This window comes from Mycobacterium sp. MYCO198283 (assembly GCF_021213805.1).
Taxonomy (GTDB): Bacteria; Actinomycetota; Actinomycetes; order Mycobacteriales; family Mycobacteriaceae; genus Mycobacterium.
Genome location: NZ_JAJQJI010000001.1, coordinates 489167 through 504362 on the forward strand (window position 1 = coordinate 489167; position 15196 = coordinate 504362).

17 protein-coding genes and 1 riboswitch are annotated in these 15196 nt (G+C 70.2%); of the genes, 10 read left to right on the top strand and 7 right to left on the bottom strand.

Features of this window, described 5'->3' with window-relative positions:
• Positions 1-15 precede the first annotated feature (15 nt).
• Both LV457_RS02410 and LV457_RS02415 read left to right on the top strand, forming a co-directional pair.
• Positions 16-1590 (top strand): MFS transporter, encoded by a 1575-nt coding sequence (locus LV457_RS02410; protein WP_232169214.1) that lies wholly within the window; start codon positions 16-18, stop codon positions 1588-1590.
• Positions 1587-2075 carry a DUF2771 domain-containing protein gene (locus LV457_RS02415; protein ID WP_232168774.1) on the top strand — a complete coding sequence of 163 codons (489 nt, stop codon included), beginning with the start codon at positions 1587-1589 and terminating at the stop codon, positions 2073-2075. The genes LV457_RS02410 and LV457_RS02415 overlap by 4 nt, the downstream gene beginning before the upstream one ends.
• A gap of 7 nt (positions 2076-2082) precedes the next feature.
• Here LV457_RS02415 and LV457_RS02420 read toward each other — a convergent pair whose 3' ends face one another.
• Positions 2083-3111: a glutathione S-transferase family protein gene (locus tag LV457_RS02420; protein ID WP_232168775.1), complete on the bottom strand. Its 1029-nt coding sequence runs from the start codon at positions 3109-3111 to the stop codon at positions 2083-2085.
• Between the two features lie 30 nt (positions 3112-3141).
• Complete coding sequence (locus LV457_RS02425; protein WP_232169215.1) at positions 3142-3555, bottom strand: cold-shock protein; 414 nt, start codon at positions 3553-3555, stop codon at positions 3142-3144.
• A 138-nt stretch (positions 3556-3693) separates the two neighbouring features.
• Between LV457_RS02425 and LV457_RS02430 the strand changes: the two genes are divergently transcribed.
• The 4 genes from LV457_RS02430 to LV457_RS02445 all read left to right on the top strand — a co-directional run bounded on the left by LV457_RS02430 (position 3694) and on the right by LV457_RS02445 (position 6870).
• Positions 3694-4089, top strand: a complete 396-nt coding sequence (locus LV457_RS02430) for a YccF domain-containing protein (RefSeq protein ID WP_232168776.1) — start codon at positions 3694-3696, stop codon at positions 4087-4089.
• Positions 4086-5135: a GTP 3',8-cyclase MoaA gene (moaA, locus tag LV457_RS02435; protein WP_232168777.1), complete on the top strand. Its 1050-nt coding sequence runs from the start codon at positions 4086-4088 to the stop codon at positions 5133-5135. The genes LV457_RS02430 and moaA overlap by 4 nt, the downstream gene beginning before the upstream one ends.
• Positions 5128-5388 (top strand): MoaD/ThiS family protein, encoded by a 261-nt coding sequence (locus LV457_RS02440; protein ID WP_232168778.1) that lies wholly within the window; start codon positions 5128-5130, stop codon positions 5386-5388. The genes moaA and LV457_RS02440 overlap by 8 nt, the downstream gene beginning before the upstream one ends.
• Before the next feature lie 217 nt (positions 5389-5605).
• A riboswitch (cyclic di-AMP (ydaO/yuaA leader) is annotated at positions 5606-5808 on the top strand.
• A gap of 9 nt (positions 5809-5817) precedes the next feature.
• Positions 5818-6870, top strand: coding sequence for a transglycosylase family protein (locus LV457_RS02445; protein ID WP_232168779.1), 1053 nt, complete (start codon positions 5818-5820; stop codon positions 6868-6870).
• 9 nt (positions 6871-6879) lie between these two features.
• On the opposite strand, the gene LV457_RS02450 is transcribed toward LV457_RS02445, so the two are convergent.
• From LV457_RS02450 to LV457_RS02465, 4 genes are read right to left on the bottom strand one after another with little or no spacing between them, the layout of a single operon-like run.
• On the bottom strand, positions 6880-7305 hold the full coding sequence (locus LV457_RS02450; RefSeq protein ID WP_232168780.1) for a molybdenum cofactor biosynthesis protein MoaE: 426 nt from the start codon (positions 7303-7305) through the stop codon (positions 6880-6882).
• Positions 7305-7778 carry a molybdenum cofactor biosynthesis protein B gene (locus LV457_RS02455; protein ID WP_232168781.1) on the bottom strand — a complete coding sequence of 158 codons (474 nt, stop codon included), beginning with the start codon at positions 7776-7778 and terminating at the stop codon, positions 7305-7307. Before LV457_RS02455 ends, LV457_RS02450 begins: the two co-directional genes overlap by 1 nt.
• Positions 7775-8248 carry a cyclic pyranopterin monophosphate synthase MoaC gene (moaC, locus tag LV457_RS02460; RefSeq protein ID WP_308192156.1) on the bottom strand — a complete coding sequence of 158 codons (474 nt, stop codon included), beginning with the start codon at positions 8246-8248 and terminating at the stop codon, positions 7775-7777. The genes LV457_RS02455 and moaC overlap by 4 nt, the downstream gene beginning before the upstream one ends.
• Positions 8249-8250: 2 nt before the next feature.
• Positions 8251-8445, bottom strand: a complete 195-nt coding sequence (locus tag LV457_RS02465) for a hypothetical protein (RefSeq protein WP_232168782.1) — start codon at positions 8443-8445, stop codon at positions 8251-8253.
• A 64-nt stretch (positions 8446-8509) separates the two neighbouring features.
• Here LV457_RS02465 and LV457_RS02470 point away from each other — a divergent pair, with 64 nt between their 5' ends.
• The 4 genes from LV457_RS02470 to LV457_RS02485 all read left to right on the top strand — a co-directional run bounded on the left by LV457_RS02470 (position 8510) and on the right by LV457_RS02485 (position 14798).
• The gene (locus LV457_RS02470) at positions 8510-10756 is read left to right on the top strand and encodes a helicase-associated domain-containing protein (protein WP_232168783.1); all 2247 of its coding nucleotides are present in this window, start codon (positions 8510-8512) and stop codon (positions 10754-10756) included.
• 58 nt (positions 10757-10814) lie between these two features.
• The gene (locus LV457_RS02475; RefSeq protein ID WP_232168784.1) at positions 10815-12464 is read left to right on the top strand and encodes a DNA repair helicase XPB; all 1650 of its coding nucleotides are present in this window, start codon (positions 10815-10817) and stop codon (positions 12462-12464) included.
• Between the two features lie 42 nt (positions 12465-12506).
• The gene (locus LV457_RS20160) at positions 12507-14174 is read left to right on the top strand and encodes an AIPR family protein (RefSeq protein WP_232168785.1); all 1668 of its coding nucleotides are present in this window, start codon (positions 12507-12509) and stop codon (positions 14172-14174) included.
• Positions 14175-14315: 141 nt separating this feature from the next.
• Positions 14316-14798, top strand: coding sequence for a hypothetical protein (locus LV457_RS02485; protein ID WP_232168786.1), 483 nt, complete (start codon positions 14316-14318; stop codon positions 14796-14798).
• 6 nt (positions 14799-14804) lie between these two features.
• On the opposite strand, the gene LV457_RS02490 is transcribed toward LV457_RS02485, so the two are convergent.
• Positions 14805-15149, bottom strand: coding sequence for a cupin domain-containing protein (locus LV457_RS02490; RefSeq protein ID WP_232168787.1), 345 nt, complete (start codon positions 15147-15149; stop codon positions 14805-14807).
• Positions 15150-15196: the final 47 nt, after the last annotated feature.

The window sequence follows — 15196 nt, forward strand, 5'->3', positions numbered from 1 at the left end:
GCCGAGCATCCCGGGATGGCGAACTACCCCAGCGACGATCCGCAGCCCCGTCACCGCCGCCAGGCCCCACCGAGCGCCAACCGCTATCTGCCGCCGCTCGACGACGACGGCGACACTCGCCCTCCGCCGCGACATGACCACCGCAGCGGCCCGGAGCGGGTCACGGTGACGCGGGCCGCGGCGATGCGCAGCCGCGAGATGGGCTCCCGGATGTACGGGCTGGTGCATCGCGCCGCCACCGCCGACGGCGCCGACCGCTCCGGCCTCACCGCGCTGACCTGGCCCGTCGTCGCCAATTCGGCGGTCGACGCCGCGATGGCCGTCGCGCTCGCCGACACCCTGTTCTTCGCCGCCGCCTCCGGCGAGAGCAAGGGCAAGGTCGCGATGTACCTGCTCATCACGATCGCGCCGTTCGCGGTGATCGCCCCGCTGATCGGTCCCGCCCTGGACCGGCTGCAGCACGGCCGGCGGGTGGCGCTGGCGCTGTCGTTCGCGCTGCGCACGGCGCTCGGCGTGCTGCTCGTCGCGAACTTCGACGGCGCCACCGGCAACTTCCCGCCGTGGGTGCTCTACCCGTGCGCACTCGGGATGATGGTGCTGTCGAAGTCGTTCTCGGTGCTGCGCAGCGCGGTCACCCCGCGCGTGATGCCGCCGACCATCGACCTGGTGCGGGTGAACTCGCGGCTGACGATGTTCGGGCTGATCGGCGGGACGATCGTCGGCGGTGGCATCGCGGCGGGCGTGCAGTACGCCGCCACGTCGCTGTTCGAACTGCCCGGCGCGCTGTTCGTGCTGATCGCGGTGTCGGTGGCCGGCGCGTGGCTCTCGATGCAGATCCCGAAGTGGGTCGAGGTCACCGAGGGTGAGGTCCCGACGACGCTGAGCTACCACGGTGGCCGCGGGCAGCTCCGCCGCCACTCGCCGTCGGTCCCCGACGCCGGCACGCGTCGCCAACCGCTCGGCCGCAACATCATCACGTCGCTGTGGGGCAACTGCACCATCAAGGTGATGGTCGGTTTCCTGTTCCTCTACCCGGCGTTCGTCGCCAAGGCGCACGACGCGAGCGGCCTGGACCAACTGAAGATCATCGGCCTCATCGGCGCGGCCGCGGGCGTCGGCAACTTCGCGGGCAATGCCGTCGCCGCGCGGCTGAAGCTCGGGCAACCGGCGGTGCTGGTGGTGCGCTGCGCGGCGGCCGTGACCATCGCCGCGCTGGCCGCGGCCGTCACGGGCGCGCTGCTGGTGGCCGCCGCGGCCACGCTCGTCACCTCCGCCTCCGCCGCGATCGCCAAGGCCTCGCTCGACGCGTCGCTGCAGGACGACCTGCCCGAGGAGTCGCGGGCGTCGGCGTTCGGGCGTTCGGAGTCCCTGCTGCAACTGGCGTGGGTGATGGGCGGCTCGCTCGGCGTGCTGGTCTACACCGAGTTGTGGGTCGGCTTCACCGCCGTGTCGTCGCTGCTCATCGTCGGGCTGGCGCAGACGATCGTCAGCCACCGCGGCGACTCCCTCATCCCCGGCCTCGGCGGCAATCGGCCGGTGATGGTGGAGCAGCAGGGCACCCCGCACCCGGATCCGGTGACCCAGCGGTGAGCCGGCGCACCGCGCTCGTCCTGCTGGCGCTGACGCTGGTGAGCGCCGTCGTCACCGGCGCCTGGGTGTGGACGACGCTGCGCGACGCCCCGCCGCGCTACCCGGACATCAGCGTCTACTCGCGCGGCGACACCGTGCGCGTCGGGCCCATCAAGTACTGCCGGGTCGACCTGAGCGACTGCCGCGCCCCCGGGCAGGAGGGGACGCTGCGCGTCGCCCACGACAAGCCGGTGCAGCTGTCGGTCGATCACGCGATCTCCGAAGCGCCGTGGCGCATGCTGCGGTTCTACGAAGACGGCGGCGATCCGGTCGAGAACAGCTATCCGCCCAACAGCCGGCTGGCGGTGACGGTGCCGACCGTCGACCCGCAGCGCGGCCGGCTGCAGGGCATCGGGGTGTACCTCCCCACGCTGGTCCTCGACCCGCGCGGCGAGATCGCCGAGGTGCCGCACGCCGAGTGGTCGGTGCGCACCGTGTGGGACTGACGGGAGTTCAGGCGGCCCCGTGATCTTCGGGCACCCGCTCGCCCTCGCGGACCGGGCCGGGCGGTGTGCCGTCACCGAACGGCCTGCCGCCCAACGCTTCCCGGCCGTGGGTGCTGTACCAGTTCGCCAGGTCGGGGCCCTTCGGCACAACCTGCGTGGGATTGATGTCGGTGTGGACGATGTAGTAGTGCTGCTTGATCTGCACGAAGTCGACGGTGTCGCCGAACCCCGGCGTCTGGAACAGGTCCCGGGCGTAGGCCCACAGCACCGGCAGCTCCGTCAGCTTCTGCCGGTTGCACTTGAAGTGGCCGTGGTAGACGGCGTCGAAGCGCACCAGCGTGGTGAACAGCCGCACGTCGGCCTCGGTGATGGTGTCGCCCACCAGGTAGCGCTGCGTGCTCAGCCGTTCGGTGAGCCAGTCCAGCGCGGTGAACAGCCGGTCGTAGGCGCGCTCGTAGCCCTGCTGTGACCCGGCGAAGCCGCAGCGGTACACACCGTTGTTGACCTCGGTGTAGATCCGCTCCGCCACCTCGTCGATCTCGTCGCGGAGCCGCTCCGGATAGAGCTCCGGCGCACCGTCGCGGTGGTAGGCCGTCCACTCCGTCGACAGGTCCAGCGTCAGCTGCGGGAAGTCGTTGGTCACCACCTCACCGGTCGGTACGTCGACGATCGCGGGCACCGTGATGCCCTTCGCATAGTCCGGGAACCGCTTGAGGTAGGCGTCGCGCAGCCGGGGGATCTTCAACACCGGGTCGACGCCGCCGGGGTCGAGGTCGAACGTCCAGCTGCGCTCGTCGTGTGTCGGCCCGCAGAACCCGATCGACAGCGCGTCTTCGAGGCCGAGCAGCCGGCGGACGATGATCGCGCGGTTGGCCCACGGACAGGCCCGCGCGACGATCAGCCGGTAGCGGCCCGGCTCGACGGGGTAGCCGTCACGCCCGTCGGTGCCCGAACTGCTCCTCGCGTCCGCAGAAGTGATCCGGTCTTCGATGTAGTCGGTGTCGCGGTTGAACTCGCCCGCTTCGACGTAAGCCACGGGTCCAGTCTTACCCGCTGCCCGCGGACGTCAGGCGTCGAGCTCCCGCGCGACGGCCTTGACGATGTCGGACACCCGGCGGGCGGTCTTGCGGTCGGGATAGCGGCCCTTGCGCAGCTCGGGCTGCACCACGCTCTCGAGCAGCGTGATCATGTCGCCGACCATGCCGTGCAGCTCGTCGGGCGAGTGCTTGTGCTCCGGCGGACCGGCGGCCTCCCGCCGGGTGCGGGTGATGCTCGGCGGCGGATCGATGATCTTCAGGCTCAGCGCCTGCGGGCCGCGCCGGCCGGTCGCGATGCCGAACTCGACGCGCTGACCGGCCTTGAGTCCCTCGACGCCGGCGGGCAGCGCCGACGAGCGCACGTAGACGTCCTCACCTTCCTCCTGGGAGAGGAACCCGAACCCCTTCTCGGCGTCGTACCACTTCACCTTGCCGGTCGGCACTGCACTCACCTGCTTGTCTGCTGAAGACTGCTCTCGCACAAAACGCGTCCCGCAAGCGCAGGACGCGACTGCCGCCGATGGTACCCCGCTGACCTCGCGCGTCGCCTGGGTAGGCTGGGAGGACCGCTGGAGGTAATCATGCGACTGGTCCTGAACGTCATCTGGTTGATCTTCGGTGGCCTGTGGCTGGCGCTGGGTTATCTGCTCGCGGCGCTCATCTGCTTCGTCCTCATCGTGACCATCCCGTTCGGCATCGCGTCGCTGCGCATCGCGCTGTATGCGCTGTGGCCGTTCGGCCGGACCGTCGTGGAGCGGCCGACCGCCGGCGCGGCCAGCGTCGTCGGCAACGTCATCTGGGTGATCGTCGCCGGCATCTGGCTGGCCATCGGGCACATCACCTCGGCCATCGCGATGGCCATCACCATCATCGGCCTGCCGTTGGCGGCGGCCAACCTCAAGATGATCCCGGTGTCGCTGATGCCGCTGGGCAAGGACATCGTGCCGGTCGACGACGCCCACCGCGTACGGCTATGACGGTCACGCCGCTCGGTCTGCCGACGGCCCGCCGGCCGGGTCCGGCGCCGCTCGCCGGCCCGCTGCGCGACAGCTGGGGCCGCACCGCCACCGACCTGCGCGTCTCGCTCACGGACCGGTGCAACCTGCGCTGCCGCTACTGCATGCCGGCCGAGGGCCTCGACTGGCTGCCGGCCGAGCGGCTGCTGACCCCCGACGAGCTGACCCGGCTGATCCGGCTCGCCGTCACCCGGCTCGGCGTCACCAGCGTCCGCTTCACCGGCGGCGAGCCGCTGCTCTACAAGCGCCTGGATGACGTCATCGCGGCGACCGCCGGGCTGTCGCCGCGGCCCACGCTGGCGCTCACCACCAACGGGCTGGGGCTGGCGCGGCGGGCCGACGGGCTCGCCGCCGCGGGCCTCGACCGGGTCAACGTGTCGCTGGACAGCGTGGACGCCGCGCGGTTTGCGCACATCACCCGCCGCGACCGGCTCGGTGACGTGCTGGCGGGGCTGGCGGCCGCGCAGCGCGCCGGGCTCACGCCGGTCAAGGTCAACGCCGTGCTGGACCCCCAGACCGGCCGCGAGGACGCCGTCGCGCTGCTGCGGTTCTGCCTGGCCCACGGCTACCAGCTGCGGATCATCGAGCAGATGCCGCTCGACGCCGAGCACAACTGGGACCGGTCGCGCATGCTGACCGCGGCCGACGTGCACGCCACGCTCGCCCAGCACTGGGTGCTGACCCCCGACGACGCGCCGCGCGGTTCGGCGCCGGCGCAACTGTGGCGGGTGGATGGCGGTCCGGCCACCGTCGGGATCATCGCGTCGGTGTCGGAGGCGTTCTGCGGCGACTGCGACCGCGTCCGGTTGACCGCCGACGGCCAGGTGCGCAGCTGCCTGTTCGCGACGGAGGAGACCGACCTGCGGTCGCTGCTGCGCCGCGGCGCCAACGACGACGCCGTCGAGGCCGCCTGGCGCGCGGCCATGTGGCGCAAGCCCGCAGGACACGGCATCAACGATCCCCGGTTCGTGCAGCCGGACCGTCCGATGAGCGCGATCGGTGGCTGACTCCGTCACCATCGTGGTCCGCTTCTTCGCGGCGGCGCGCGCAGCGGCCGGAACGGACGAGGAGCGCCTCGACGCCCCCGCCGGCACCACGGTTGCTGACATCGCGCGCCGGTTAAGTGAACGCGATCCGGCGCTGGCCCGGGTGTTGCGCCGCTGCTCGTATCTCTGCGACGGAACCGCGGTCCGCGATCCGTCGACGACGCTCGCCGACGGCCGGACGCTCGACGTGCTACCCCCCTTCGCGGGCGGCTAGCGGGTGATTTACCTCACATCACGAAACGATCACAAACTGGCTGGCGCCGGAATAAGCCCAGGAACGAAGTCCGCCGACATGCCGTCGACGTGCAGGTTTAGAGGCCCTTTAATATTTGCTCGGGCACGAAACGCCGGTCACTGCCGAACGTGACGGTGCAGGCCAGAGCCGTTATGTTCTGACGCAGGCCAGCCGACGGTTATCGGCCGGCCCACCTGAGAACCTCGCGCCGAACTCCATCCGGTGGTTCCCGGGTCACGGACAACTCAATCTTTCGGATGGAGACGGGGGACCCACCGGTCCGCCATGGACCAGGAGCTGCAGGCGGCTCCTTGGGGTGAAGCCGAGCAATGCTCGGCCGGGCAACCTCTCAGGCCCGAACCCGACAGCTGACCTCGTGGGCGCACGACGAGAGGATTACACCGACACATGAGTGCGCGGCACCGCAAGCCAACCTCATCATCGATCAGCGTCGCGAAAGTCGCCTTCACCGGGGCCGTCATCGGCGGCACGGGAATCGGGCTGGCCGCTCACGCCTCCGCGGCGACCGACACCGAGTGGGACTCGGTCGCCCGCTGCGAGTCGGGCGGCAACTGGGCCATCAACACCGGCAACGGCTATCACGGCGGACTGCAGTTCTCGCCAGGGACGTGGGCCGGCAACGGTGGCGGCGAGTACGCCCCCGCCGCCTACCTCGCGTCCCGCGAGGAGCAGATCGCGGTGGCCGAGCGCGTGCTGGCCAACCAGGGCCGCGGCGCATGGCCCACCTGCGGTCGCGGGCTGTCGAGCGCCACCCCGCGCAACGTGCCGACCGAATCCGCGCCGATCGACTCGCAGGGCCTGAACGGAACCGTGCCGTTCGACGCACCGCTGCCGCCCCCGGCCGACGCACCGCCGCCGCCCGCCGACGCGCCCCTGCCTCCCCCGGCCGACGCACCGCTGCCGCCGCCGGCCGACGCACCGCTGCCGCCCGAGCAGTTGCCGCCGCCGCCGCCCGAGGGCGAGGTCGTGATCCCGGCCGCGCTGGAGGTCCCCGCCCCCGAGCAGCTGCCGCCGTTGCCCGCCGACGGCGCGATGATGGTGCCGATGTCGGCCGGTATCGATGCCGTGCCGGCCGAGCTGCCCGCGCCTGTGCCGGTCCCGGAGGCCGCGGCCGCGCCCGAGCTGCCGATCCCGCCGATCGACGTGCCTCCGCAGGCCTACGACGCGGCCAACGAGGCCATGAGCGGCGACATGCCGGCCGGCGTGCCGCACATCCCGACCCCGGAGAACCTGCCGCCGGGCACCAGCCTGGCGCCCACCGGCCCCGCCTCGGGCAGCGGCGTGGGGTACCTCAGGGAGCTGTGGAGCGCGATCCAGACGCAGGACGTGTCGATGAACGACGCGCTGCTGGCGCTGACGCAGCGGCCGCTGGACGCCGACGCCACGCCGCCGCCGGGGGTGCCCGCCGGCCCGCAGGCTCCGGTCGCACCGCCGGCCTGAGCCGGGCGCTCAGGCGGAGTTCACCCACTCGTCGGTGCCGTCGGCGAAGAACTGGTGTTTCCACACCGGTAGCCGTTCCTTGACGGCGTCCACCAGCCGCGCGCAGGTGGTGAAGGCGGCTCCGCGGTGGTCGGCGGCGACGGCGACCACCAGGGCCGCATCCCCGAGCCGCAGGCTACCCACGCGATGGCTGGCGGCGACCGCCCGCACCCCGTCGGCCTGTGCGGCGACCTCGGCGACCACGTCGGCCAGCGTCTGTTGCGCCGTCGGATGCGCCGAGTACTCCAGCCGCCGCACCGGCCGGCCGCCGTCGTGATCGCGCACCACCCCCGCGAACCCGACGACGGCGCCGGCGCTCACGTGCGCCACCAGCTCCTCGTGGGACGCCAGGTCGATGGGCTCGTCGGTCAGCTCGGCGCGCAGCACCTCGGCCATCAGTGGTCCTTCGCGGCGAGCTGGTCGAGCGCGTGATCCAGCACGCCGGCCAGCACGCCGAGGCCGTCGCGCACCCCGCCGGGCGAGCCGGGCAGGTTCACGATGAGCGTGCGGCCCCGCACCCCGCAGATCCCGCGCGACAGCACCGCGGTGGGCACCTTGTCCTCCCCGGCACGCCGGATGGCGTCGGCCAGGCCGGGGATCTGGTAGTCGACGATGCTCTCGGTGGCCAGCGCCGTGCCGTCGGTCGGTGAGATCCCGGTGCCGCCCGAGGTGATGATGACGTCGACGTCCTCGCCGACCGCGGTGTGCAGGGCGCGGCTGACCGGAATGCCGTCGGCGACCACCACCGGCGGCGGCGTGGCGATGCCGCGCTGGTTCAGCCAGTCGACGATGACCGGTCCCGTCCTGTCGTCGTAGACGCCGGTCGCCGCGCGGGTGGACGCGATCACCACGCGGCCCGTCCGCGTCACGGCCGCTCCCAGTCGCCGGTCTTGCCGCCCGCTTTGCGCAGCAGCCGGATGTCGCCGATGACGGCGGTGTGGTCGACGGCCTTGACCATGTCGTAGAGCGTCAGCGCGGTGACGCTGACGGCGGTGAGTGCCTCCATCTCGACGCCCGTGCGGTCGGTGGTGCGCACGGTGGCGGTGATGGCGATGTCCTCGGCGCCGACGGCGAAGTCCACGTCGACGCCGGTGAGCGCCAGCTGGTGGCACAACGGGATCAGCTCACTGGTGCGTTTGGCGGCCATGATGCCCGCGATCCGCGCGGTCGCCAGGGCGTCACCCTTCGGCAGTCCGCCCGTGGCGATCAGCGACACCACCTCGGCGGTGGTGCGCAGGGTGCCGGCCGCCACCGCCGTGCGCCGGGTCGCGTCCTTGGCGGTGACGTCGACCATGCGCGCCGCGCCCTCGGCGTCGAGGTGCGACAGCCGGTCGGCCACCGTTACCGGTTGATCTCGGTGACCGGATGCACGTAGGGCAGGGCGTCGGCGGGCAGCGGGAATTCGACGTCGCCGAAGGGCGACAGCGCCCCGACCCGGTCGGCGGCCAGTTCGCTGACGGCGTGCTCGCCGTCGACGGCGGGCCAGCCGTTGTCGACGTAGGTGTTCTTGCGCGGTTTACTCGCCTTCTCAGCCACGTCCCCATTCTGACAGTCCCGGCGGGCCGTCGCGAGACCGGTCGGCTGACTACGCTGGCCTGCGATGACCGATTCCACCAGGGGCGCGCCGCTGGGCACCTGGCTGGCCGATCTCGACGACGACCGCCTGGTTCGCCTGCTGCGGTTGCGTCCCGATCTGACGTCCCCGCCCCCGGGCAGCCTGGCGGCGCTGGCGGCGCGCGCCCAGTCGCGGCAGTCGGTGCGGCCCGCCGTCGAGCAGCTGGACTTCCTGACGCTCGCCGTCATCGACGCCCTGCTCGTGCTGCAGGCCGACACCGCGGCCGTGCCGCTGACCAAGCTCCATGCGCTGATCGGCGACCGCGCGCCGCGCGACGCGGTGGCGGACGCGGTCGAGGCGCTCCGCGACCGCGCCCTGGTGTGGGGTGAGGACTCGGTGCGCGTGGCGGCCGAGACGGCCTCGGCGCTCCCTTGGCATCCCGGCCAGGTGATCTCCGAGGACACCACGCGCCCGCCGGATGAGGTCCGCGCGCTACTCGACGGCCTCGACGACCCGCAGCGGGACATCCTGGAGCGGCTGGTGACCGGCTCGCCGGTGGGACGCACGCGTGACGCCGCGCCCGGCACCCCGTCCGACCGGCCGGTGCAGCGGTTGCTCGCCGCCGGGCTGCTCCGTCAGCTCGACGCCGAGACCGTGATCCTGCCGCGGCTGGTGGGGCAGCTGCTGCGTGGTGAGCCGCCGGGACCGCTGACCCTCACGCCGCCGCGCCCGGAGCTGCCGGTGCGGCCGGTGGCCGACGTCGACGCGGCGGCCGCGGGTGCGGTCGTGGACCTGTTGCGCGAGGTGGAGCTGCTGCTCGACATCCTGGGTGCCGCGCCCGTGCCGGAGCTGCGCAGCGGCGGCTTGGGGGTGCGGGAGGTCCGGCGGCTGACGAAGGTGACCGGGCTCGACGAACCCCGCCTGGGCCTGCTGCTGGAGCTCAGCGCGGGCGCCGGCCTGATCTCCGCCGGCCAGCCGGATCCGCCGCCCGCCGACGGCGTGGCGCCGTTCTGGGCGCCGACGGTCGCCGCCGACCGGTTCGTCGAGGCGACGCCCGCGGCGCGCTGGCAACTGCTGGCGTCGACGTGGCTCACACTGCCCCGCCGGCCGAGCCTGATCGGCCGCCGCGGCCCCGACGGCAAGCCGATCCCGGCGCTGGCCGACGTCATGCCGCAGAGCGCTGTTCCGCTGGACCGGCGCCTGCTGCTGCAGACGCTGGCCGAACTGCCGCCCGGCACCGCGGTCCCCGCGCCCGCCGCCTCGGAGCTGCTGCGCTGGCGGCGGCCCCGGTGGGCGGCGCGGCTGCAGGACGAGCCGATCGCCGACCTGCTCGACGAGGCGACCGCGCTGGGCATCGTGGGCCGCGGCGCGCTGAGCACACCGGCGCGCGCCCTGCAGGCCGGCGACGCCGAGGCGGCCGCGGCGGCGATGCAGCAGATCCTGCCCGCGCCCATCGACTACTTCCTGGTGCAGGCGGACCTGACGGTCGTGGTGCCCGGTCCGCTCGACCGCGAGCTCGCCGAACGGTTGGCCGTGGTGGCCGACGTGGAGTCCGCCGGCGCCGCCATGGTGTACCGCGTCAGCGAGGCGTCGATCCGGCGCGCGCTGGACACCGGCATCACGGCCAGCACGCTGCAGGCGTTCTTCGCCAAGCACTCGAAGACGCCGGTGCCCCAGGGGCTCACCTATCTCGTCGACGACGTCGCACGGCGCCACGGGCGGTTGCGCGTCGGGATCGCGAGCTCGTTCGTCCGCTGCGAGGACCCGGCGCTGCTGACGGAGGTGATGTCGGCTCCGGTGGCCGAGGACCTGCAATTGCGGCTGCTCGCCCCCACGGTCGCGGTGTCGCAGGCGCCGCTGGCCGAGCTGCTGGCGGGGTTGCGTGCCGCCGGTCTCGCACCGGCCGCCGAGGACGCCACGGGCACCATCGTTGACCTGCGCGGCAGCCGCGCTCGGGTGCCGACGCCGCCGCAGCGCCGCACCAGCCGCCCGGCGCCGGTCGACGACGACAAGCTGCGCGCCATCGTTGCGGTGCTGCGCAAGGTGGCGAGCACCCCGGTGGGGCTGACGCTCGACGCGGCGTCGGCGATGCTGGCGCTGCAGGAGGCGGTGCGCGACCACACCACCGTGCTCATCGGCTACGTCGACAACGCCGGCGTGCGCAGCCAGCGGGTGGTCGAGCCGGTCAGCCTGCGCGGCGGGCAGCTCGCCGCGTTCGATCCCGCGGCCGGGCGGGTGCGGGAGTTCGCGGTGCACCGGGTGTCGTCGGTGGTGCCGGTCGAGCCGGATTGAGCACTGCCGGCGCGCGGGATAATGGTGGGATGTCTTTCTGCCAGAAGCCGGGGCGACCGTGACCGACGGACCGCTGATCGTCCAGTCCGACAAGACGGTGCTGCTCGAAGTCGACCACCCCAAGGCGGCGGATGCCCGCGCCGCCATCGCGCCGTTCGCCGAGCTCGAGCGCGCCCCGGAGCACGTCCACACCTACCGGATCACGCCGCTGGCGCTGTGGAACGCCCGCGCCGCGGGCCACGACGCCGAGCAGGTCGTCGACGCCCTGGTCACCCACTCGCGCTACGCCGTCCCGCAGCCGCTGCTGGTCGACATCGTCGACACCATGGCCCGCTACGGCCGCCTGCAGCTGGTGAAGCATCCCGCGCACGGGCTGACGCTGGTGAGCTTCGACCGCGCGGTGCTCGAAGAAGTGTTGCGGCACAAAAAGATCGCGCCGATGCTGGGGGCACGCATCGACGACGACACGGTGATCGTCCACCCTAGCGAGCGCGGCCGCGTCAAGCAGCTGCTGCTGAAGATCGGCTGGCCCGCCGAGGATCTCGCGGGATACGTCGACGGCGAGAAGCACCGGATCGACCTGCGGCAGGACGGCTGGCAGCTGCGCGACTACCAGGAGATGGCCGCGGATTCGTTCTGGGCGGGCGGCTCCGGCGTCGTCGTGCTGCCGTGCGGCGCCGGCAAGACGCTGGTGGGCGCTGCCGCGATGGCCAAGGCGGGCGCCACCACGCTGATCCTGGTCACCAACACGGTGGCGGGCCGGCAGTGGAAGCGGGAGCTGATCGCCCGCACGTCGCTCACCGAGGACGAGATCGGCGAGTACTCCGGCGAACGCAAGGAGATCCGCCCGGTCACCATCGCCACGTACCAGGTGATCACGCGCCGCACCAAGGGTGAGTACCGCCACCTCGAGCTGTTCGACAGCCGCGACTGGGGACTGATCATCTACGACGAGGTCCACCTGTTGCCGGCGCCGGTGTTCCGGATGACGGCGGACCTGCAGTCCCGCCGGCGCCTCGGGCTCACCGCCACGCTGATCCGAGAGGACGGCCGCGAGGGCGACGTCTTCAGCTTGATCGGGCCGAAACGCTACGACGCGCCGTGGAAGGACATCGAGTCCCAGGGCTGGATCGCCCCGGCGGAGTGCATCGAGGTGCGTGTCACGATGACCGACAACGAGCGGATGATCTACGCGACCGCCGAACCCGAGGAACGCTACAAGCTGTGCTCCACGGTCCACACGAAGATTCCGGTCGTGCGGTCGATCCTGGAGCGCCACCGCGACGCGCAGACATTGGTCATCGGCGCCTATCTTGACCAGCTGGACGAGTTGGGCGCCGAACTCGACGCCCCGGTCATCCAGGGGTCGACGAAGACGGCGGAGCGCGAGGCGCTGTTCGACCAATTCCGTCGCGGCGAGATCTCCACGCTGGTGGTCTCGAAGGTCGCCAACTTCTCGATCGATCTCCCGGAAGCCTCTGTCGCCGTGCAGGTTTCGGGCACCTTCGGCTCCCGGCAGGAGGAGGCGCAGCGCCTCGGCCGGCTGCTGCGGCCAAAGGCCGAGGGCGGTGGCGCGTTCTTCTACTCCGTGGTCGCCCGCGACAGCCTCGACGCCGAGTACGCCGCGCACCGGCAGCGTTTCCTCGCCGAGCAGGGCTACGGCTACGTCATCAAGGACGCCGACGACCTGCTGGGTCCGGCGCTCTGATGGCTACGCCGTCAGCGCTTCGTTTAGCTAAGATATTGCTCCGTGAGCAAGTTTCATGTTAACCAGATCGAAACTCATATCAAGAGCCGTTATGAAGTCGGCCACTGGAACGATCAGCTCACGCCGGAGAATAACCTCTCAAGACTCCTCGCTCTCCATGCGCTAGGTCTCGTACCTGGATTCAACGCTGAGGATAGTGACGCTATCGTCGAGATAACAGACGGCGAGGGAGATCACGGGATAGACGCCGTTGGGGTTGACCCAAGCGGACGGCTCGTAGTGATAGTTCAGTCGAAGTGGCGACAGAATGGGAGTGGATCGCTCGGACTGTCAGATGTTTTGAAGTTTCTTCAAGGCGCTAGATCACTCCTAGGTATGCAGGCGGCAGAGGACGTCTTGCAAGCTTCCGAATCAACCCGCAGTGCAGTCAACGCCGTCCTGAGAACACCAGGCGCGAAGATCGAGCTAGTCACAGTTACCACTGCGATTGAACCGCTTGCGAGTGAGGTTACGAGTCCGATTTCCGATCTGCTAGGACAGTTGAACGATCTGGAAGATACAGAACCCCTAGCAGGTCATACACACATAGCGCAGGCTGACCTGTTCAACTCGATCGCGGACTCCAGTCGTCCGTCCGTCGATATAGAGATGCAGATACTGGATTGGGGACGAGCTTACGAACCGCAGAGAGTGTTCTACGGACGTGTTTCGGCGAGAACCATTGCCCAATGGTTTCAATCATTCGGATCCGATCTGTTCGCGGACAACATCAGGGTTGTCATACCGAGGTCCGATATAAATGAGGGCATCTTCAATACGTTAAAGACGTCGCCGGAACGCTTTTTCTACTACAACAACGGCATAACGATCCTAGCTGAAAGAATTGAAACGGGTGCCAGCGGCATGGTATCTCGTGAAGCAGCTTTTATTAAACTCATGAACGCTAGTATAGTGAATGGCGCCCAGACAGTCTCGACACTCGGTTCCGCTGTCGGGTCGGCTTACGAGACACAATTGGAATCAGCTTATGTGATCGTTAGATGCATTGAAGTGCCGCAAGATGACTCTGAGCTGGCGCGAATGATCACGCGCTATGCGAATACTCAGAATGAGGTTTCAAGCCAGGATTTCGCCTTTCTGGACGAAAACCAGCACCGCCTCGCCAATGAGCTTGCAGTGATGGGCTATGAGTACGTACTTCGGAGTGCAGAAGTGCCTAAGCAGCGGGACCGCACGAAGGTCATCGACTTGCGGCAAGCGGCGATCGCACTAGCGTGCGCATCCGAGAGCGTTGCGCCAGCGGTTACGGCGAAACGTGAAGTTTCCAGGCTCTTCGCCGACAACTCGTTGTACCGATCGCTTTTCAACCCGAATACGGATCCGATGCGACTCGTCCAAGCAGTACGGGTAATGGAGCACGTCGACGATATCTTAGACGTGATTGAACAGTACAGCGACGGCGTGCGAGCCGGCATCGCGGTGCACGGCCGCCGCGCCATAGCGCATGTAATATTGAGGGAGTTAGGCGAACCCTTCCTTATTGATCCACAGAGCGACCTTGATAGCCGACTCGATGACATAGAAGAAAGGGTTGAACAGATAGTGCAGAAGCTCGTCGAAGTGTTTCCGGACAACGCTTACCCGGGCAATGTATTCAAGAACCAGTCGCGCGTGAGTTACCTGCTTAGTCAGGCTGAAGTAACACACTAGTTCTTGGGCGTCTCGACCCCACCGCGGCCTCAGCCCGCCGGTCGCCGCGATATGTGACTTGACCCGCGGCAATAGGCTGAGGTACTAACGTTGATGGTCATGAGCGCATTGCAGCGAAGCCGGGGGACGAACGTCGCTGGCATGTTATTTCTAATCGCCTTGACGGTATGCACCGGCGCCGTGCTCGGCGCGGCGCCCGCCCTCGCCGATCCGGCCGTTCCGGTCGCGGATCCGGCGTCGCCCCCGCCCGTCGGCCCGCCGCCGGTGCCTGAAATCCCCAACCCGGTCTACGGCTCCGGCGACGGTCCGCTCGGGTTCCTCCGCGACGCCTGGCACACGGCCCGTGATCCCTACGGCTTGACCGAAGCCCCCGGCCAGGCCGTCGGCACCGCGCCGCCGGCGGGCGCAGGACCGGCGCCCGCGCTGCCCCCGGGCTATACCTCGATCAACGCGCCCGAGTCGTCAACGCCGGCAGTCGATCCCGGCGTGCGGCCGGCGGTCGCCGGACCGCCGCCACCCCCGGGTTATTACCCGCTGACCGGTCCGCCGCCGCCGGGATACTACGACCCGCCGCCGCCGGCGATGCCGCCGATGCCGATCCCACCGCCCGGAACGACGCCGTAGCGATCGTCAGGTGTGCGGGCCGACCCGCTGAAAGACCGTCAACAGCACCGCGGAGTCCTCGAGGGCCTGCAGCGAGTGGCGCTCGTGCGGGATGGCGATGTGATCACCCGCGGACCCTTCCCAGTTGGCGTCACCGACGGTGAGTGTGACGCGACCCAGCAGCACCTGCAGCGTCGCCTCCTCCGGGCTCTCGTGCTCGTCGAGACCGCTGCCGGCGGTCAGCGCGATCAGCGTTTGCCGCAGCGAGTGCTCATGCCCGCCGTAGACGGTGTGCGCGCTGCGTCCGCTGTTCGACGTGCGCGCGGTCTCCAGGTGCTCCCGCGCCGCCGCCGTCAGTGAGATCTTCTCCATCGCCTCTTCTCCTCCGCTCCCCGGGTTCGTACCCGGCGGCGCGGGGA